This is a genomic window from Micromonospora sp. B006 (assembly GCF_003408515.1).
Taxonomy (GTDB): domain Bacteria; phylum Actinomycetota; class Actinomycetes; order Mycobacteriales; family Micromonosporaceae; genus Micromonospora; species Micromonospora echinospora_A.
Window position 1 is genome coordinate 4,065,086 of record NZ_CP030865.1, and the last position, 19,001, is coordinate 4,084,086.

Consider the following 19,001-nt stretch of genomic DNA (forward strand, 5'->3'; position numbering starts at 1 on the left):
TGCGTCCCGGCGACGCGGTGATGCTGGTGTCCCCGTCCGGACCGACCCGTCCCGAGCGGGTGGCCCGTGGCATCGAGCTGCTGACCGGCTGGGGGCTGCGGCCGGTGCCCGCGCCGAACGCGTACGCCAGGCGGGGTTACCTGGCCGGCGACGACGCGCTGCGGGCCGCGGACCTGAACGCGGCGTTCGCCGACCCGGAGATCCGCGGCGTGATCTGCACCCGGGGCGGCTACGGCGCGCAGCGGGTGGTCGACCTGATCGACATGGCGGCGGTACGCCGGGACCCGAAGGTGGTGGCCGGGTTCTCCGACATCACCGCGTTGCAGTTCGCGCTCTGGCGGGGCGCCCGGCTGGCCGGCGTGCACGGCCCGGGGGCCGCGTGGCGGGACGAGCGCACCCCGCTCCGCTCGGCGGAGTCGCTGCACGCCGCGCTGACCAGCGTCGAGCCGGTGACGGTGGCGGCTGTCGAGGCGGAGGAGACGTACCCGGTGCGGGTGCCCGGCCGGGCCGAGGGCCGGCTGCTCGGCGGCAACCTGTGCCTGATCACCGCGTCGATCGGCACGCCGGACATGCCCGACCTGACCGGGGCGATCCTGCTGGTCGAGGAGGTGCAGGAGCCGCCGTACAAGATCGACCGGATGCTCACCCACCTGCGTCGCTGCGGCGCGCTGGACGGCATCGCCGCTGTGGCTGTGGGTCAGTTCACCGAGTGCGCGGACGACTGGGACACCACTGTCGTCGACGTGCTCACCGACCGCCTGGGCGACCTGGGCGTACCTGTCCTCGGCGGCCTGCCGATCGGCCACGGCCCCGGCCAGCTCACCGTCCCGGTTGGCACCCCCGCGGTTCTGGACGCCACCACCGGCACCCTCACCGTGACGTCCGCCGTCCGCTGACGCCGAGCCCCGGCCCCGGCCCCGGCCCCGGCCCCGGCGATCATGAAGTTAGCGGCAGTTCAGAGATCCACAACTGCCGCCAACCTCATGATCAACGCGGCGCGGGCGGCGCGGGCGGGGTGAGGTGGGCGACGGCGCCGGACTCCAGGGCCGCCCAGACTGCGCCGTCGGGGGTGACTGTGAGTCCGTGGGGTTCGGACGCGGGGGTGGGCAGGGCGTGGGCGGTGTGGTGGCCGCCGGGGTCGATGTGGGCGATGCGGTTGGCGCTCCACTCGGTGAGCCAGCAGCCACCGGCCGGGTCCGCGACGATCGCGTGCGGGCGCGCTGCGCGGTCCGGCAGCGGGAACTCGTCGATCCGCCCGTCCGGCGTGATCCGCCCGACCTGCCCGGCGGCGATCTCGACGAACCAGAGCGCGCCGTCGCCGCCCCGGGTGATGCCGACCGGCCCGGCCGCCTCGGTGGGCAGCGGATGCAGCGTCACCGACCCGTCCAGGTCGATCCGGGCGATCGCGTTCGCCTGGTTGAGCGTGAGCCAGAGCGCGTCGTCCGGCCCGGCCGCGAGCATCGACGGGAAGCCCTTCTCGACCGGCAGCGGGAAGGACGTGACTTCCCCGTCGACGCTCACCCGGCCGACCGTGTCGTCGTTCATGCCGGCGTACCAGAGCGCGCCGTCCGGGCCCACCGCCAGCCCGCACGGGCCGCAGCCGGGCGGCAGCGCCACCGAGCCGGTCTCGCCGTCGACGGTGATCCGGCCGAGCCGGTCGTCGCCCGAGCGGGTGTACCAGAGCGCGCCGTCGGGGCCGCCGACGATGATCAGCGGGCGGCTGCCCGGCGGGTCGTCGCGGTAGGCCCGTACCTCACCGTCGAGACCGAGCCGGGCGACGCCGCCGGAGCCGGCCAGCGCCAGCCAGAGCGCGCCGTCGGACCCGACAGTGATCGAGTACGGGCCGGAGCCCGGCCCGGTGAGCGGGATCTCACGGATGGCAGGCTGTGTCATCGAGTGGCCTTTCGTCGGGTTTGGCCCAGCCTTCCCGGCGCTCCCTCACCCAGCAACACGAATAATCCGGACCATCCGGGCGGGATTGCCAGCCCGCTGACAGGTTCGCCACGGGTTGCCCTCAGTTCCGGGGATCACTGTCGGTGACGTCATCGCACCACCACCGACAGGAGAATCGCATGATCCGCACGATGTCGAAGAAGCACCTGCTGGCCGGCCTGGCCGCTGCCGGAGTGCTCGGCGTCGGGATCGCCGCCCCGACGGTGGCGCTCGCCGACGACAAGAACCCGAACCCGTCTTCGAGCGCCAGCAGCACCGACCAGGGTGACGAGCGCCGCCAGAAGCACGCCGACCGGCAGGCCGAGTTCGCCGAGGCGCTCGCCAAGGAGCTGGGCGTCCCGGCCGACAAGGTCACCGCGGCGCTGGAGAAGCTGCACGAGCAGCGGCAGGGCGACCGCCCGGAGCGGCCGGAGCGGCCCTCGACCGAGGACCGGCAGGCCGCGCTGAAGGAGCGGCTGGACCAGGCCGTCACCGACGGCAAGCTGACCCAGGAGCAGGCCGACGCGGTGCTCAAGGCCGCCGAGGCGGGCGTGTTCCCGGGCGGCCCCGGCCACGACGGCAAGGGCGGCCCGCACGGCGAGCGCGGCGGGCACGGCAAGGGCGGCCCGGACGGCAAGTGACCGCACGGCCACGCCGTTTCCCGCCGGCCAGATCTCCTCGTGACCGGCGCCGGCGAGGCCACCGCGACACCAGGCGGGCGGGACAGAGGCGCCGCACCGGGGATCCCCGGTGCGGCGCCTGTCGCGCCGTACCCGTGACACCGCGGCCGGCGGCACGGGTACGGCAGTGGGTCAGCGAGCGGTCGCGTACGCGGCGCAGCCGATCAGTTCGAGGGAAACCTGGAGTCGCTCGAGGCTGATGTTCTTGGCGATGGTGTCCTCCGGGGTGTGGTACGGCGGCTCCAGCAGCGCCGGGCTCGTCTCACCCCGCCAGGAGAAGTTGGCGCTGGCGATGCCGACCTCCTGGAAGGACTGGTGGTCGCTGGAGCCGCGCTGCGTCACCGGCGACATCCGCGGGTCGTAGCCGAGGCGTACACCGGCGGCGGCCACCTCGTCGGTGGCCCGGTTGGACTGGCCGGTGAAGGACAGCAGCCAGTAGAGGGTGGCCGGGTCCCAGCTCGTGGCGACCATGTCGTTCTGGTACACCGCCAGGATGCGGTCCCGCTCGGCCTGCGGGAGCTGGCGCACGTGGTGACGCGAGCCGAGCAGGCCCTGCTCCTCCGAGCCCCACAGCGCGAACCGCAGGGTGGCGTCGACCGGGATCGCCTTCATCACCCGGGCCAGTTCGAGACAGAGCACCGTGCCGGAACCGTCGTCGTTGGCGCCGGGGGCGCCGATGACCGTGTCGTAGTGGGCGCTGACCATGACGACCGGCCCGTTCGCGCCGGACCGCCCGACCCGCTCCGCGATGACGTTGTGGGACGTCAGGTTGCGGTGCGCGGCAGTGGAGACGGTGAGCGTGAGTCGCCCGCTGGCGAGCAGGGCACGCAGCCGCTCCTTCTGCGCCTGGGCGACGCCGACCACCGGGATCGGCACCGGGGTGCCGGCCGAGCCCGGCAGGGTCGGTGAGAACGTACTGCTGCGCCGGGGCGGCACGCCGTCGGCGGCGAGGAACACCACGGCGGCCGCGCCGCGCTCCAGCGCGGTGGCGACCAGCTGCTCGCGCCGGGCCGCCACGTAGTCGACGAGCACGATCTGGCCGGTAACGCTCGCCGGGTAGTTCTCGGGAGCACCCGCGCCCACGTCCACCACGTCGCCCTGGACGGTGGTGTCCAGCGCGGCCTGCGGGGAGGCGCCGGCCTGCCAGTTCAGGTCGGTGGGCAGCCCGGCCGGCGAGGCGAGCTGAGCGAGGAACTTGTCCGCCACCGCGAACGGCTCCAGCCGGACCTGGTAGCCGAGGCGGTCGAGCTGCTTGGCGATGTAGTCGGCGGCACGCCGCTCCGAGGCGGTCCCGCCGATACGCGGTCCGATCTCCTCGCTGAGCACGCGCAGGTGCGCCAGCGCCCGCTCGGCCGAGACCTGAGCGATGATCTTGCGATCGTCCGACGTGAGCGCGGGCGCCCGACGGGAGCCCGGCCGCTTGTCGTCGGCCGCCCAGGCCGGCGTGGGCAGGGCCACGGTGGCGGCGCCACCGAGAGCGATGGTCAGCATGCGGCGTCGGTTCACAGTGGATCCGGTGATGTCCGTGGCGGGGGAAGAGGGGTGGCCGTCGTTGGTCATACGCTTCTCCTGACTGTGCGAGCCGGGCGGACCGGTTACCGGCCGTCCGACTCGGAGGATCTTGAACATAACCCGAGGTAGGGGGCACATCCAAGATCCTCTCCGGTGATCGCCGGACCCGACATCGACCGGTCTCTTGCCCGCCGCTGCTTCACGCCGGCCGGCCGGCACGGGTGGACGGTCCGGGCGGCCGCCGTCGCGACCGCCCGGACCGACGTGGCCCCGCCCCACCGACACCGTCGCGTTCGGACGGACCGCCACGGTGTCACCGGCCGCCCCGGATCGGGGTCAGCCGCCGGCCGGCGGGGTGAAGACGCCGAGCAGATTTCCCGACGGGTCGCGCAACAGGGCCCGCACCAGACCGGCCGGCGTGGTCACCGGTGCCGTCACCACGACGCCGCCGGTCGCCTCGGCCCGGCGGCAGGTCTCCGCGACGTCCGCCACCTCGGCGTAGAAGATCGTGTAGTTGCCGGTGTCGGTGCCCCGGATCGCGCCGCCGATCCCCCGCTCACCGCCGGCTGCCGTCTGCCGGTACGACCCGGCCGGGCCGCCCTGCTCCTCGAAACTCCAGCCGAACAGGTCGGCGTAGAACCGCTGCGCCTCGTCCGGGCGGTCGGAGCTGATCTCGAACCAGGTCACGGGCGTGCTGGACATGCTTCCTCCTGAGGTTCGCGCCGGCGGTCGGCCGGCGTCGTCAGGATTCAGCGTGGTGCCGGGACACGACAGCGTCCTGTCGGTGTTTCCCCCGAATCAGACCAGGGTGAGCGGGCGCACCCGGTCGACCGGCACGTCGAGGTCGCCCGGACGCCATTCCCGGGTCACCGGCTCGGCCAGCGGGCGCACCGTACGGATCCGGTCGGTGCGGAAGCAACGCACCCCGTCGCGCAGCCGGCACCAGGCGACCAGGTACCAGTGCACCGAGTTGCCCAGGTAGGCCAGCGGCTCCACGTCGCGCACCGAATCGGCGCCGCCGCGGTCGGCGTACCGCAGGCGCAGCACCCGCCCGGCGGCGACCGCGTCGGCGACGACGGCCGGGACGGGCGTGCCCGGCCCGTCACCGACCAGGTGCACCCGGCCGGCGAGCCGGTGCGCCTCGGCCACCGCGGCCGGCGGCATCACCGCGACCAGCTTGCGCAGCGCGGCGCCGGCCGCCGCGGCGAACGGGGAGCCGCCGAGCCGGTGCAGCGCGACGGCCATCGCCACCGCCTCGGCCGCCGTCAGGTTGACCGGCGGGAGCGTACGCGCCCGGTCGACCACGTAGCCGCCGGCGCGGCCCGGCTCGGCCCAGATCGGCACGCCCGCGCCCTGCAACGCGGAGATGTCCCGCTCGACGGTGCGGGTGCTGACCTCGAAGCGGCGGGCCAGCCAGCTCGCGCTACGCGGGCGCGGCGACACCGCCCGCAGCTCCTCGACCAGGGCGTAGAGGCGGTCGGTGCGGTTCACCCCCGGAAACTAACCCCGGGGTACGACACCGCTCAGGCGATGCAGGCGCAGACGATCAGCGCGGCGCCGAAGTGGGTGGCGGCGCTGACCCTGGCGGCCGGGTGCGGCTCCTCGGCGGCGATGACGTCGCCCAGCCGGCCCGGGGTGAGCAGGTCCAGCACCACGAAGGCCAGCGCCATCACCAGCAGACCGACCAGCCCGAAGACCACAGTGGAGGCGAGCCCCTTGGCGAACGAGCTGTAGCTGGTCAGCACGGCGGTGAACACGATGCCGGCGATGCCGAGCTGGTTCGCGGCGAGCAGCAGCGCGGCGTTGCCGTTGCGGCGTACCCAGATCAGCTCCCGCAGTTTGCCCGGGGTGAGCAGATCCACGAGCAGGAACCCGGCGGCCATCAGCGCCACCCCGACGATCCCGAACACGATGCTCTGCCACGCCCCGTCGAGCAGGTCTCCCAGCACCAACGCCTCCCCGGCTCACCCGCCCGGCGAGGTGCCGGCGCGGTGCCGCAGACGATAGCGGCACCGCGCCAGGTGATCTAGAGAGACAGGTAGCGCTGCCGCTCGTACGGGGTGACCTCGCGGCGGTACTGCTCCCACTCGGCCCGCTTGTTGCGCAGGAAGAAGTCGAAGACGTGCTCGCCGAGCACCTCGGCGACCAGCTCGGAGCCGGCCATCACGTCGATCGCCTCGGCCAGGTTCTCCGGCAGCGCCTCGTAACCCATGGCGCGGCGCTCCGCGCTGCTGAGCGACCAGACGTCGTCCTCGGCGCCCGGCGGCAGCTCGTACCCCTCCTCGATGCCCTTGAGACCGGCGCCGAGCATCACCGCGAACGCCAGGTAGGGGTTGGTCGCCGAGTCCAGCGAGCGGACCTCGACCCGGGCCGAGTTCGGCTTGCCGTACGCGGGCACCCGCACCAGCGCGGACCGGTTCAGGTGACCCCAGCAGACGTACGCGGGGCTCTCGGTGATCCGGTCCGGCAGCGCCTGCGGGAACAGCCGCTTGTACGAGTTGACCCACTGGTTCGTCACCGCGGTGTACTCCCGCGCGTGGGTGAGCAGCCCGGCGATGAACGACTTGGCGACCTTCGACAGCTTCATCGGGTCACCGGCGTCGTGGAACGCGTTGCGCTCCCCCTCGAACAGCGACAGGTGGGTGTGCATGCCGTTGCCGGGCTGGTCGGTGAACGGCTTCGGCATGAAGCTGGCCTGCACGCCGGTGGAGAGCGCGACCTCCTTCACCACGTGCCGGAAGGTCATGATGTTGTCGGCGGTGGTGAGCGCGTCGGCGTAGCGCAGGTCGATCTCCTGCTGGCCGGGGGCGACCTCGTGGTGGCTGTACTCCACCGAGATGCCGATCCGCTCCAGCGCCAGCACCGCCTGGCGGCGGAAGTCCCGCGCCACGGCGTGCGTGGTGTGCTCGAAGTAGCCGCCGGTGTCCACCGGGACCGGCACCGAGCCGTCCTGCGGGCCGTTCTCCAGCAGGAAGAACTCGATCTCCGGGTGGGTGTAGAACGTGAAGCCCTTGTCCGCGGCCCGGGAGAGCATGCGGCGCAGCACGTGCCTCGGGTCGGCCCAGGACGGGCTGCCGTCGGGCAGCGAGATGTCGCAGAACATCCGGGCGCTCTCGCCGCTGACGCCGCCCTCGAACGGGAAGACCTGGAACGTCGTCGGGTCCGGCATGGCGACCATGTCCGACTCGAAGACCCGGGCGAAGCCCTCGATCGCGGAGCCGTCGAAACCGATGCCCTCGTCGAAGGCCGCCTCCAGTTCCGCCGGGGCCACCGAGACGCTCTTGAGCGTGCCGAGCACATCGGTGAACCACAGCCGGACGAAACGGATGTCCCGCTCTTCCAGCGTACGGAGGACGAACTCCTGCTGACGGTCCACTTCCACCCCTCGTTACACGTACGTCCGCGCCGGCGCCGGGGCCGGCTCGGCCTGACCGCCCAGTCTCCACCGGGCTCGTTACGCCGACGTTACGCCCTCCCCGGCCGGCCGTCCCGCCGTGTCCGCCGCGCTGGGACGCGCGGGCCGGCGCGCCTGTCTGCCCCAACCGGTCGGATTCGGCCGGGACGGCTGGGGGAAGATGAGGACATGCCCACCCTGCGTCTCGCCCTGTGCCAGGTCAACCCGACGGTAGGCGACCTCACCGGCAACGCCGGCCTGGTCCGCGAGTGGACCCGCCAGGCGGCCGGCTCCGGCGCCCAGCTCGTCCTGTTCCCCGAGCTGATGCTGACCGGCTACCCGGTCGAGGACCTGGTCTTCCGCCGCTCGTTCGTGGCCGCGTCCCGGGCCGCGCTGCACCGGCTCGCCGCCGACCTCGCCGCCGACGGCCACGGTGACCTGCCGGTCCTGGTCGGCTACCTGGACGCCGACGGCCCGCCGCAGGTCAGCTCCGACGCCGAGCCGGGCCGGGGCGCCCGCAACGCGGCGGCGCTGCTGCACCGGGGCGAGGTCGTCGCCACCTACTTCAAGCACCACCTGCCCAACTACGGCGTGTTCGACGAGGACCGCTACTTCGTGCCCGGTGACACGCTCACCGTGGTGCGCGTCGGCGGGGTGGACGTGGCGCTGACCATCTGCGAGGACCTGTGGCAGGCCGGCGGGCCGTTCGCGGTGGCCCGGCAGGCCGGCGTCGGGCTGGTACTGAGCATCAACGGCTCGCCGTACGAGCTGAACAAGGACGACGTGCGGCTGCCGCTGGTGCGCCGGCGCGCCGCCGAGGCCGGGGCCACGATCGCGTACGTGAACATGGTCGGCGGCCAGGACGAGCTGGTCTACGACGGCGACTCGATGATCGTCGCCGCGGACGGCACGCTGCTGACCCGGGCGCCGCAGTTCGTCGAGCACCTGGTGGTGCACGACCTGGAACTGCCGGCGGCGGCGGACGCGCCGGGCGAGACCGGCGAGCCGGCCGGCGGGATGCGGGTGGTCCGCCACGAGGTCCCGGCGATCCCGCCCGCACCCGCCGGGCCGGCGGCCGACGGCGGCATCATCGAGCCGGTCGCCGACGAGGCCGAGGTGTGGCACGCGCTGGTGCTGGGCCTGCGCGACTACATCGACAAGAACCGCTTCCCCTCGGTGGTGCTCGGCCTGTCCGGCGGCATCGACTCGGCGGTGGCGGCGGCGATCGCCGTCGACGCGGTCGGCCCGGAGCGCGTCGTCGGCGTCTCGATGCCCAGCCAGCACTCCTCCGAGCACTCCCGCACCGATGCCGAGGACCTGGCGAAGCGGACCGGCCTGGACTACCGGGTCGAGCCGATCCAGCCGATGGTCGACACGTTCCTGGCGAACATGTCGCTGTCCGGGGTGGCGGTGGAGAACCTCCAGGCCCGGGTACGCGGCGTGATCCTGATGGCGTTGTCGAACCAGGAGGGCCACCTGGTGCTCACCACCGGCAACAAGAGCGAGCTGGCGGTGGGCTACTCGACGCTCTACGGCGACTCGGTGGGCGGCTACAACCCGGTCAAGGACGTCTGGAAGACGCTGGTGTGGCGGCTGGCGAAGTGGCGCAACGCCGACGCGGCACGGCGCGGGCAGACGCCGCCGATCCCGGAGAACTCGATCGGCAAGCCGCCCTCGGCCGAGCTGAGCCCCGGCCAGCTCGACAGTGACACGCTGCCCGACTACGACGTGCTCGACCCGATCCTGATCGGCTACGTCGACGGTGACCTGGGCCGCGACGGCCTGGTCGAGTCCGGCCACGACCCGGCCGTGGTGGACAAGGTGCTGCGGATGGTGGATACCGCCGAGTACAAGCGGCGGCAGTCCGCGCCCGGCACCAAGATCTCCATGAAGGCGTTCGGGCGGGACCGGCGGCTGCCGATCACCAACCGGTGGCGCGAGGACGGCTGACCGCTCCCCCGGCCGGGGAGTGACATCCTCCACTCCGATCTGCCCGCGGGCCGTCGCCCGGTGCGACGATCGCGGGGAACCCGGGGACCGCGTGCGCGGCCTCGAGGAAGGAGATTGTCATGGTGGAGTCCACCCCGGCCGAGGTGACAGCCCTCTACGGCGGGCCGGCCACCCGGCGGGTACGCACCCGCGACCTGATCGCCGCCAAGGAGCGCGGCGAGCGCTGGGCGATGCTCACCTCGTACGACCAGTACACCGCCTCGATCTTCGACCAGGCGGGCATCCCGGTGCTGCTGGTCGGCGACTCGGCGGCGAACAACGTCTTCGGGTACGAGACCACGCTGCCGGTGACCGCCGAGGAGCTGCTGCCGCTGGTGCGTGCCGTGGTACGCGCCACGAAGCAGTCGCTGGTCGTCGGCGACCTGCCGTTCGGCTCGTACGAGGAGGGGCCGGCGCAGGCGCTGCGCACCGCGGTGCGGTTCATGAAGGAGGGCGGCTGCCACGCGGTGAAGCTGGAGGGCGGGCGGCGCTGCGCCGCCCAGATCGAGGCGATCACCGGCGCCGGCATCCCGGTGATGGCGCACATCGGCTTCACCCCGCAGAGCGAGCACACGCTCGGCGGCTACCGGGTGCAGGGCCGGGGCGAGGCGGCCGAGGAGGTGCTCGCCGACGCGCGGGCGGTGGCCGAGGCGGGCGCGTTCGCCGTGGTGCTGGAGATGGTGCCGGGCGAGGTGGCCAAGCGGGTCACCGCCGAGCTGACCATCCCCACAGTCGGCATCGGGGCCGGCCCGGACACCGACGGGCAGGTGCTGGTCTGGCAGGACATGGCCGGGTTGCGGACCGGCCGGGCGCCCCGCTTCGTGAAGCGCTACGCCGACCTGGCCGGCGCGCTGACCGACGCCACCCGCCGGTTCGCCGACGAGGTACGCGGCGGCGAGTTCCCCGCCGCCGAACACACCTTCTGAGGGTGTAAGGAAGGGCCCCTTCTTAACGCCTGGCGTAGAGGAGGGGCCCCTTGTTAACACGCGCCGCCGCCGCGGCGTCGCGCCGAGCGCACCGCCCGCGCGCTCGCGCGACGGACGGCGGGCGCGGCGCGACGGCGCGCGGCGCGGGGGTTCAGAGGTCGGTGACGCGGATGCCGGCGTGCGCCTTGTAGCGCTTGTTGATCGCGATCAGGTTGGCGGTGAACGCCTCGATCTGGTGGGCGTTGCGCAGCCGTCCGGCGTAGATGCCCCGCATGCCGGGGATCCGCGCGGCCAGCGCGGCGACCACGCCGGCCACCTCCCGGTCCTCGGTGCAGATCAGCACGTCGAGGTCGATCCGGTCGATCTGCGGGTCGGCCAGCAGCGGCGCGCTGACGTGGTTGAACGCGGCGCAGACCCGGGACTCGGGCAGCAGCCCGGCTGCCTGCTGCACCGCGCTGCCCTCGGGCACGTCGAGCGCGTACGGGCCCTGCTTGTCGAAGCCGAGCGGGTTGACGCAGTCCACCACGATCTTGCCGGCCAGCGGGGCGGCGAGCGCGGCGACGGTGGCCGCGTGCCCGTCCCACGGCACCGCCACGATCACCACGTCGCTGCGCCGGGCCACGTCCTCGTTGTCGCCGCCGGAGACGACGGCGCCCTCCGGTACGCCGGGCAGGGCGGCGATCTCGGCGGCGGCCTGATTGGCCCGCTCCGCGGTGCGGGAGCCGATCAGCACGGTCTGCCCGGCGCGGGCGAACCGGTAGGCGAGACCTCGTCCCTGGTCGCCGGTGCCACCGATGATGCCGACGGTCAGCCCGGAGACGTCGGGCAGCGTGGTCGCGTCGTAAGCCATGGGCTCATCCTCGCAAAGCGGGGCCGCGTGCGGTGCATCCCGATGCTGTGACAATGGCCGCTGGTCAGGCCCGTTCGAAGGCGACCCGGCGCTGGGCCGGGTCGGCGGCGGTGAGGCGTACCCGGACGCGCTCGCCGAGCGGCAGCTCTCCGGTGCAACGGGCGCGGACCGGCGGCTCGTCCAGCGCGATCGTGCCGCCGGGTGGGCGGCCGGGCCGGCCGTTGCCCGCCGGGCGCGGTTCGTCCACGTCGAGCACCGCCGCCTCGAACGTCTCCCCCACCCGGTGCGCGAGCAGCACCGCCTCGGCCAGTTCCACGGCGCCCCGGCTGGCCGCGCCAGCGGTCCGGTCGGTGGTGGCCATCACCTCGGGCAGCTTCGGCAGCGCGGCCCGGACCTGCTCGGGCACCTCCCGGCCCTCGTGCAGCGCCAGGCAGACCTCGGTGGCGTACCGGTCGGCCAGCCGCCGCAGCGGCGCCGTGACGTGCGCGTACGCGGCGGCCACCCCGCCGTGCTCGGGCTGCTCGGGCACCTCGCCGTCGAAGGCGGTGTACGCCGCGCCGCGCATCAGCTCGGCGGCCTGGTCGACGAAGGCGGCCACCCGGGGCTGAGAGGTGTCCAGCCCGTCGAGCACCTGACCCACGGGTGTGCCGTCCGGCCAGGGCACACCCAGCGGGCCGGCGGCCGTCCGCAGCCGCTGCACCGCCTCCGGGCGGGGGCGCGGCATGGTCCGCAGCAGCCCGATGCCGCCGGCCAGCATGATGTCGGCCGCGGCCATCCCGGTCAGCAGCGAGATCTGGGCGTTGTGCTCCTCCATCGGGCCGGGCCCCCGCAGCACCAGCCGCCAGCCGTCGCCGTCGGGTTCGACGTCCTGCTCCGGCAGCGGCAGGTTGATCGCGCCCCGGCTCAGGCCACGGGCGGTGAGCAGCGCCCCGATCTCGGGCAGCAGGGCGATCGGCTCGGGCAGCCGGCCGGCGTCGGCGTCGCGCTGCACGCCGCCGTAGTCGAGCTTGGCCCGGCTGCGCACGAGAGCCCGCTCCAGCGTGACCGCGACGGTGGCGCCGTCGGCGTCGAGGTCGACGGTCCACAGCACCGCGGCCCGGTCGGCGTCGGGCAGCAGGCTGGCCGCTCCCTCGCTGAGCGTGTGCGGGTGCAGCGGCACGTTGCCGTCGGGCAGGTAGACCGTCTGTCCCCGGCGCCACGTCTCGGCCTCCAGGTCACCGCCGAGGCGTACGTGGGTCAGGACGTCCGCTATCGCGTACCGGATGCGGTAGCCGCCACCGGGACGGCGAGCGAGGTGCATGGCCTGGTCGAGGTCGCGCGAGGTCGCCGGGTCGACGGTGACGAACGGGACGCCGGTCCGGTCGGCGACGGCCGGTGGCGGCGCGGCGGCGGCCACGTCGGCCTCGCGCTGCGCCGCGGCCGGGAAGCTCTCGGGCAGTCCCAGCTCGCGGCGCAGCGCGCCGAAGTCGATGCGGGGCGCCAGTACGCGTCGGATCACCACGTGGTCAATCCTGACAGCGCCCCGCTCGTTCCGCCCTCCGGGGCGAGCGCCGTGTTCGCCCGGCGCCGCACGGGAGGGCGGCGGGGGTCAGGCGCGGCGGGCCGGCGCCTTCCGGGCGGTGCTCTTGGCGGCGGTGGTCTTGCGGGCGGGCGCCTTCTTGGCCGCTGTGGTCTTCTTCGCCGCGGTGGTGGTCTTGCGCGCGGTGGTGGTCTTGCGCGCGGGCGCCTTCTTCGCCGCCGTCTTGCGGGCCGTGGGACGGGTCGAGGCGGTGGCCTTCTTCGCCGGAGCCTTCTTCGCCGCCGCGGTGACCTTCCGCGCTCCGGTCGTCTTCGTCGCCGCCGCCGTCTTCTTCGCGGTCGTCGTCTTGCGGGCCGGCGCCTTCTTCGCGGTGGTGCTCTTGCGCGCGGTGGCCGTCGACTTCGCCGCCGTGCTCTTGCGGGCGGCGGTGGTCTTCTTCGCTGCCGTCGTCGTCTTCTTCGCCGTCGTCTTCTTCGCGGTGGCCTTCTTGGCGGGCGCGCTCTTGGCGGCGGCCCGGCCGGCCGGTGCCGTCCGGGTGCCCGCCTTCTTGGCTGTGGTCTTCTTGGCTGTCGTCCTGGTGGTGGCCTTCGTGGCCGGCGCCCCGCGGACCGCCGACACGACCTTCTTGGCGGCCGTCTTCTTCGCCACCGCCTTCTTCGCCGGCGTCCGTCCGGCGCCGGCGCCCGAGGCGTTCGGCGACGCCTTGGTGACCGTCGTCGACCTGCCCGCGGTGGTCCTCTTCGCGGTCGTCCGTTTCGCGGCCGGGCGGGTGGCCTGCTGTGCTTCGGCCATCTCGGTTCCCTTTCCTGGGGACGTGCTCCCGCCCTCGCGGAAGCACGGATCACCTCGACGCGGGCCCTCCCGCGCCGTCTAGCGGCCCTCCCCGGCCCAACGGGCGTCCTCGGCGTCCCACGCGTCGTTCCGCTCCCGCACCGTCTGCAGGGCGTTGTCCGCGTCGGCGGCTGAGGCGTACGGTCCGAGAACGTGCCGTGCGGGACACACGTCGGCATCGGTCTCGACCCGGTGGTGTCGCGTGCACCAGTAGTAGTGCCCACCACTTCCGTCGTCGCTCATGCGATCACTGTGCACTGGTAACCGCCCGTCCGCCACCGGAACGGCCCAAATAGTCATGCTTCTCCACATTAGACCTGGTCGGGACGGTTGCGGTGGGGAACCGCGGAAGACCCGGGCAGGCCAGTTCTCCTCCGAACGGCCGGTACCGGCAGTGGTGCGAACCGGACAGGATCGGCGCTCGTGATCACCATGACGACGGGCACGGGGGCCTGTCCGCGATGCGGCGCGACGCCGGTGTCGCTGGACGGGGCGTTGCCCTGGTGCGCCGGATGCGACTGGAACCTCGACACCTACGACGCGCGCCGCCAGGCGCCGGAGTTCGGCTGGTCGTGGATCGACCGGCGGATCCACCGGCTCGCCGCGCGGCTCACCCGTCAGCAGTACGCCGCCCTGGTCGGCCGGTCGCTTCAGTCGGCCGGGCCGGGGCTCACCGGCCTCCTCGTCACCGGCATCTCGGTGCTGCTCCTGCTCGGTGTGGCCGGGCTGGCAGTGGCCGGCGTGTGGCTGCTGTTCGCGTACCCCTTCCCGAACCTCGCGGTGGTCGGCGGCGTGGCGCTGATCGCGCTGGCGGTGGCGCTGCGCCCGCGCTTCGGCCGGATCGACAGGGACCTGGAGGTGCTCACCGAGCAGGAGGCGCCGGAGCTGCACGCCCTGGTCCGCGAGGTGGCCTCCGCGGTGGGCGCGCCGATGCCGCACGTGATCGGCGTCGACGGCGACATCAACGCGTACGCGACAGCGGTCGGGCTGCGCCGGCGACGCGTGCTCGGCCTCGGGCTGCCGTTGTGGGGCGCCCTGGACGGACCGGCGCGGGTGGCGCTGCTGGGGCACGAGCTGGGCCACTTCGTCAACGGCGACGTACGGCGCGGGCCGGTCACCCAGCCGGCGCTGACCATGCTCGGCAACGCCGCCGACCTGTTCCGGCCCCGGGGCGGGTCCAACGGCGGCGGGCTGCTGGTGATGGTCGGCGAGTGGCTCGGGCACCTGGCGTCCTGGACACTGTCGCGGCTGCTGTTCGCCGGGCACGTCGTGCTGGTCGCCACCGCGCTGCGGGAGAGCCAGCGGGCCGAGTACCTGGCCGACGAGATGGCCGCCCGCGCCGGCGGCACCGCAGGCGCGACCCGCCTGCTGGACACGCTGCTGCGTACCGACACGGTGGCCACCGCGGTGCGCAACGCGGTACGCGGCGGCCACGGGCCGGACACCTGGCGGGTGGAGACGGGGCGCGCGCTGGACGCCGCTACCGAACGGCTGTCGCTGGAGCGCCAGCTCACCGTGCGGGAGGACACCTCGCTGTTCGCCACTCACCCGCCGGCCGGCCTGCGGCACCGGATGCTCGGCGCGCGGCCCTGGCAGGATCCGGCCGTCACGCTCACCGAGGACCGGGCCGCGCGGATCGACGCCGAGCTGGCGCGGCACTACGAGCGGGCCGGCCGGGCGCTGAGCTGGAACGCCTGACCCTCAGGCGAGGGCCGGGACGGGCGCCGGGCGGCGAGCAGCGCCGACGTTGCGGTCACCGTCGCGGCGATCGGCAGCACCACGCCGAGCGCGGTGGGCAGCGCCCCCACGCGTACGGTCCGGCGGGCGGCCCGGGCGGCGACGAGCGCGAGCGCCACGCCGAGCAACGCGGTGAGCCCGGACCAGGTCGGCAGTTGCGCGGCGGACCGCATCTCCAGCCGCCCGTGGGCCAGGGCCATCACCGCGACCGCGAGGACCGCGAGGCAGGCCGGCGGCGCGAGCAGCAACACCCCGCGGTACGCCCCAGCCGCGGGTCACCATGCGAGCAGCGCCGAGAGCACCTTCGCCACCGGGACGGTCAGTCGCACGGGCGCACCCTATCGGCACTCTAGATAGGGCGGGTGCACCCGACTTAGCAGGACGAACGGTGATCGACAATGGGACGGTGTGTCCCCTTCGGCGGAACCGGTGGCCGGTCCGGCAGGGCCCGCTCAGGTGGATCACCGGTGGCCCGGGTGCATCACACGACTCCATATGCGAGCCTCGACGGACGAATCCGCTGTCGCGCTTCCAGCGGACAGCGGCCCGAGTTGGGGAGAGAAATCGTGGGCAACCTTGACATCGCGCTGAAGAACGCGATGAACATCGACGGCGCGATCGGCGCCGCGCTCGTCGACTACACAAGTGGCATGACCCTCGGCGTCGCCGGGGGCACCGGCGAGATCGACCTGACCGTCGCCGCCGCCGGCAACACCGACGTGGTACGCGCCAAGCTGCGCACCATCGAGATGCTCAAGCTCGACGACGAGATCGAGGACATCCTGATCACGCTCGGCAGCCAGTACCACCTGATCCGCCCGCTGAGCAACCGCACCGGCAAGGGTCTGTTCCTCTACCTGATGGTGAGCAAGAGCCGGGCCAACCTCGCGATGGCGCGGCACCAACTGCGCACGATCGAGGAGAGCCTGGAACTGTGAGCCGGGTGGACGACCTCCCCCGCCGTACGCGCGCCCAGACCGGCACCCTGCCGCCACCACGCGCGCTTCCGCCCTCGCTGGCCGGCAACCCGGCCCTGCCGTACCCGGCCATCGCCCAGGAACTGTCCGCGCTGCGGTTGCAGATCCCGGGCGTGCACGGGTGCGTCCTCGGCGGCGTCGACGGCCTGCTCGTCACGCACAACCTGCAGAACCGCGCCGACCCGGACGACCTGGCGGCACTCGCCGCCACCACGTACGGACTCGGCCGCCAGGTCGGGCTCCGCCTCGGGCAGGGCGACTTCCAGCAGTCGACGGTGCGCAACGCGGGCGGCTACCTCAGCGTGTACGCGATCAACGGCCAGGCCCTGCTCGCCGTGGTCGGCACGGACAGCATCAACGTGGCGCGCCTGCACCTGCACGCCCCGACCACCGCGGCCAAGCTCGCCGAACTGCTCGACGGCGCCAGCCCGGCCACGTCCTGACGTACGCCGGTCGTCCCGGTCCCACCCGTCCGGACCGGAGGCGGCCGGCGTACCCCAGGTTCTGCGGCTCGTGCGCGGCGGTCGCGAGCCGACGCGCGGCGGTCCCGTGCGCGGCGCGTCGGGCTGCGCGGTCGCGACGGTCACGCCGGCCCGCGTGGCGCGGCGGGTCAGACGCCGAAGCGGCCGGCCCACGTGGTCACGTCGGCCACCGTGGCGTTGCCGCCGCAGACCACCAGGCCCAGCCGGGCGTCGCCGCCCACCCGCTCGACCACCCGGCGGGCGGCGGGCAGCAGGCAACCGGCGGCCGGCTCGGCCCACACCTTGGCGTGCTCCGCCAGCTCCAGCGTGCCCCGCACCGCCTCGGCGTCGGAGACCACGAGGACGTCGCTGACCAGCGCTGTCACATGGTCGTAGGTGAGCTGCGAGACGGTCGGCGCGCTGAGCGTGGTGACGATCGAGGACAACGGCACCTCGACCGGGCCGCCCTTCGCGAGGGCCTGCGACATCGCCTGCGCGCCCTCGGTCTCCACGCCCCAGACGCGTACCCCCGGCCGGCGCGCCCGCAGCGCCGCCGCCACGCCCGAGATCAGCGCGCCCCCGCCGATGCTGACCAGCACGTCGGTCAGCTCACCGGCGTCGTCGGCCAGCTCCAGCCCGACAGTGCCCTGCCCGGCCAGCACAATCGGGTCGTCGAACGGGTGCAGCAGCGTCACACCCTCGTCCCGCAGCCGGTTCATCAGCGCGAACGCGCCGGCCATGTCCTCGGTCAACCGGACGTCCGCCCCGGCCGCGCGGGCGACCTCGACCGCACGGGCGGGCGCGCTGCGTGGCATCACCACGGTCGCCGCCACCCCGAGCGCGCCGGCCATCACCGCGACCGCGATGCCGTGGTTACCGCCGCTGACCGCCACGACGCCGGCCGCCCGCTCCGCGCCGTCGAGCGCGAGCAGCTTGGCCGCCGCGCCCCGGGCCTTGAACGATCCGGTACGTTGCAGCAGCTCCAGCTTGGCGGTGACCGGTACGCCGAGCAGCTCGGTCAGTCCCGGGCTGGGCAGGGTCGGGGTGTGCACCACGACGTCGGCGATCCGGTCGGCGGCCGCCTGGATGTCCGCAAGCTCGATCACCACCGCAGCGTGCCACACGTCGCCCGCCAGCCCTCTTGCCACCTCGGTTGCCCTCGCCCTTCGCCGCCCTCCCCGTTCTCGCCCGCTCTCGCCCGCTCTCCCCGGCGATCTTGAAGTTGTGGCACCTGTCGAACTTCGTGGAACGGGGCGTTCTGGGCGCCACAACTCCAAGATCGGTGGGAGCCGGAGCGGGCCGGGCGCCTCGGCGCCTGGGCTCGATCGCTGTCACGGCCGGGTGGCGGCCACCTCGGCGTCGCTGCGGAGGATGCAGAACTCGTTGCCCTCGGGGTCGGCGAGCACCACCCAGCCGGTGCCGTCGTTCTCCCGCCGGTCGGTCACCACTGTCGCACCCAGCCCGGTCAGCCGGGCCAGTTCCTCGTCGCGCGTCCCCTCGACCGGGCGCAGGTCGAGGTGGATGCGGTTCTTGACCTGCTTCGCGTCCGGCACCTCGATGAAGAGCAGGCGGTGCCGCCCGTCCCGCGAGTAGATCATGCACTCCTCGTGGCCCGGCTCGTTCGGGTCGTCCGGATCCTCCCGGTAGTCGAGGACGGCTGCCCACCAGCGGGACAGGGCGTAGGCGTCGGCACAGTCCACGGTGGTGTGAGACACGTAGGAGGTCACCACCTGATCATCGCAAGTCTGGAGAGAGAGGTTCCACCACGCCGAGGGCGGGTATTCCCGATCGTGCGTATCGACATCGACGAGCCGATGGCCGCAGAACTGTTCTGGGAGGGCATGCGGGAGGTGGCAGCCGGCGCCGCCCGGCATCAGGACGACGACCTGTACCGGGCGCTCGTCAAGATCGGCCGGGGTGCGCTGGCCCAGGGCAGCGAGTTGGTGCCGCAGTGCGGCCTGTTCCTCCAGTGCCCGGTCTGTGAAGCGGTGGCTGGTCAACGGTGCATCAACGTGCCCGGCCACCCCCTCTACGACGACGTACTCCACCCGGAGCGCGTCGAACTGGCCGAGATGGCGCTGCGGGGAGATGCGCCGCTGCCCCCGCCGCTGCGGGATGAGTGAGCCGGCTTGCGGTCGAACGGCGACGCGACTCATCACCGGCGTGAATCGAGCCCGGGTCGACAGCCTCGAC

Annotated in this window: 21 protein-coding genes; 8 read left to right on the forward strand and 13 right to left on the reverse strand. The window is 73.6% G+C overall.

Features of this window, described 5'->3' with window-relative positions; translation table 11 throughout:
* Positions 1-20 precede the first annotated feature (20 nt).
* Positions 21-896, forward strand: a complete 876-nt coding sequence (locus MicB006_RS18025) for an LD-carboxypeptidase (protein ID WP_370013494.1) — start codon at positions 21-23, stop codon at positions 894-896.
* 91 nt (positions 897-987) lie between these two features.
* On the opposite strand, the gene MicB006_RS18030 is transcribed toward MicB006_RS18025, so the two are convergent.
* On the reverse strand, positions 988-1,893 hold the full coding sequence (locus MicB006_RS18030) for a virginiamycin B lyase (RefSeq protein ID WP_116507667.1): 906 nt from the start codon (positions 1,891-1,893) through the stop codon (positions 988-990).
* A gap of 179 nt (positions 1,894-2,072) precedes the next feature.
* Here MicB006_RS18030 and MicB006_RS18035 point away from each other — a divergent pair, with 179 nt between their 5' ends.
* Complete coding sequence (locus MicB006_RS18035) at positions 2,073-2,573, forward strand: hypothetical protein (RefSeq protein WP_116507669.1); 501 nt, start codon at positions 2,073-2,075, stop codon at positions 2,571-2,573.
* Positions 2,574-2,744: 171 nt separating this feature from the next.
* Here MicB006_RS18035 and MicB006_RS18040 read toward each other — a convergent pair whose 3' ends face one another.
* The 5 genes from MicB006_RS18040 to glnA all read right to left on the reverse strand — a co-directional run bounded on the left by MicB006_RS18040 (position 2,745) and on the right by glnA (position 7,500).
* Positions 2,745-4,172 (reverse strand): M28 family peptidase, encoded by a 1,428-nt coding sequence (locus tag MicB006_RS18040; RefSeq protein ID WP_116507671.1) that lies wholly within the window; start codon positions 4,170-4,172, stop codon positions 2,745-2,747.
* A gap of 288 nt (positions 4,173-4,460) precedes the next feature.
* Positions 4,461-4,826: a VOC family protein gene (locus tag MicB006_RS18045; RefSeq protein WP_073831928.1), complete on the reverse strand. Its 366-nt coding sequence runs from the start codon at positions 4,824-4,826 to the stop codon at positions 4,461-4,463.
* 96 nt (positions 4,827-4,922) lie between these two features.
* Positions 4,923-5,615, reverse strand: coding sequence for a YafY family protein (locus MicB006_RS18050; RefSeq protein WP_116507673.1), 693 nt, complete (start codon positions 5,613-5,615; stop codon positions 4,923-4,925).
* 32 nt (positions 5,616-5,647) lie between these two features.
* Positions 5,648-6,073, reverse strand: a complete 426-nt coding sequence (locus tag MicB006_RS18055) for a DUF350 domain-containing protein (RefSeq protein ID WP_116507674.1) — start codon at positions 6,071-6,073, stop codon at positions 5,648-5,650.
* A gap of 77 nt (positions 6,074-6,150) precedes the next feature.
* Positions 6,151-7,500, reverse strand: coding sequence for a type I glutamate--ammonia ligase (glnA, locus tag MicB006_RS18060; RefSeq protein ID WP_073831925.1), 1,350 nt, complete (start codon positions 7,498-7,500; stop codon positions 6,151-6,153).
* A gap of 207 nt (positions 7,501-7,707) precedes the next feature.
* On the opposite strand from glnA, the gene MicB006_RS18065 reads away from it, so the two are divergent.
* Together MicB006_RS18065 and panB are read left to right on the forward strand one after the other, a co-directional pair.
* On the forward strand, positions 7,708-9,468 hold the full coding sequence (locus MicB006_RS18065) for an NAD+ synthase (RefSeq protein WP_116507676.1): 1,761 nt from the start codon (positions 7,708-7,710) through the stop codon (positions 9,466-9,468).
* Between the two features lie 119 nt (positions 9,469-9,587).
* On the forward strand, positions 9,588-10,433 hold the full coding sequence (gene panB / locus MicB006_RS18070) for a 3-methyl-2-oxobutanoate hydroxymethyltransferase (protein ID WP_116507678.1): 846 nt from the start codon (positions 9,588-9,590) through the stop codon (positions 10,431-10,433).
* A gap of 151 nt (positions 10,434-10,584) precedes the next feature.
* Here panB and npdG read toward each other — a convergent pair whose 3' ends face one another.
* The 4 genes from npdG to MicB006_RS18090 all read right to left on the reverse strand — a co-directional run bounded on the left by npdG (position 10,585) and on the right by MicB006_RS18090 (position 13,876).
* The gene (npdG, locus tag MicB006_RS18075) at positions 10,585-11,283 is read right to left on the reverse strand and encodes an NADPH-dependent F420 reductase (RefSeq protein ID WP_116507680.1); all 699 of its coding nucleotides are present in this window, start codon (positions 11,281-11,283) and stop codon (positions 10,585-10,587) included.
* A gap of 64 nt (positions 11,284-11,347) precedes the next feature.
* Positions 11,348-12,784 (reverse strand): RNB domain-containing ribonuclease, encoded by a 1,437-nt coding sequence (locus tag MicB006_RS18080; protein ID WP_116507682.1) that lies wholly within the window; start codon positions 12,782-12,784, stop codon positions 11,348-11,350.
* 87 nt (positions 12,785-12,871) lie between these two features.
* A complete protein-coding gene (locus MicB006_RS18085) occupies positions 12,872-13,594 on the reverse strand; it encodes a histone (RefSeq protein WP_116507684.1) in 723 nt (240 codons plus the stop codon).
* Between the two features lie 78 nt (positions 13,595-13,672).
* Complete coding sequence (locus MicB006_RS18090) at positions 13,673-13,876, reverse strand: hypothetical protein (RefSeq protein ID WP_018787041.1); 204 nt, start codon at positions 13,874-13,876, stop codon at positions 13,673-13,675.
* 189 nt (positions 13,877-14,065) lie between these two features.
* Here MicB006_RS18090 and MicB006_RS18095 point away from each other — a divergent pair, with 189 nt between their 5' ends.
* Positions 14,066-15,331 carry a M48 family metallopeptidase gene (locus MicB006_RS18095; RefSeq protein WP_116511563.1) on the forward strand — a complete coding sequence of 422 codons (1,266 nt, stop codon included), beginning with the start codon at positions 14,066-14,068 and terminating at the stop codon, positions 15,329-15,331.
* Here the strand turns inward: MicB006_RS18095 and MicB006_RS18100 are convergent.
* Positions 15,292-15,618 (reverse strand): hypothetical protein, encoded by a 327-nt coding sequence (locus MicB006_RS18100; RefSeq protein WP_225980407.1) that lies wholly within the window; start codon positions 15,616-15,618, stop codon positions 15,292-15,294. The two genes, MicB006_RS18095 and MicB006_RS18100, sit on opposite strands and share 40 nt — an antisense overlap.
* 318 nt (positions 15,619-15,936) lie before the next feature.
* Between MicB006_RS18100 and MicB006_RS18105 the strand changes: the two genes are divergently transcribed.
* Positions 15,937-16,308 (forward strand): hypothetical protein, encoded by a 372-nt coding sequence (locus tag MicB006_RS18105; protein ID WP_013287772.1) that lies wholly within the window; start codon positions 15,937-15,939, stop codon positions 16,306-16,308.
* On the forward strand, positions 16,305-16,790 hold the full coding sequence (locus MicB006_RS18110) for a roadblock/LC7 domain-containing protein (protein WP_116507686.1): 486 nt from the start codon (positions 16,305-16,307) through the stop codon (positions 16,788-16,790). Before MicB006_RS18105 ends, MicB006_RS18110 begins: the two co-directional genes overlap by 4 nt.
* A gap of 167 nt (positions 16,791-16,957) precedes the next feature.
* Here MicB006_RS18110 and MicB006_RS18115 read toward each other — a convergent pair whose 3' ends face one another.
* A complete protein-coding gene (locus MicB006_RS18115) occupies positions 16,958-17,914 on the reverse strand; it encodes a threonine/serine dehydratase (RefSeq protein ID WP_116511565.1) in 957 nt (318 codons plus the stop codon).
* A 225-nt stretch (positions 17,915-18,139) separates the two neighbouring features.
* Complete coding sequence (locus MicB006_RS18120; RefSeq protein ID WP_116507688.1) at positions 18,140-18,535, reverse strand: VOC family protein; 396 nt, start codon at positions 18,533-18,535, stop codon at positions 18,140-18,142.
* A 63-nt stretch (positions 18,536-18,598) separates the two neighbouring features.
* Here MicB006_RS18120 and MicB006_RS18125 point away from each other — a divergent pair, with 63 nt between their 5' ends.
* Complete coding sequence (locus MicB006_RS18125) at positions 18,599-18,931, forward strand: hypothetical protein (protein WP_116507689.1); 333 nt, start codon at positions 18,599-18,601, stop codon at positions 18,929-18,931.
* Positions 18,932-19,001: the final 70 nt, after the last annotated feature.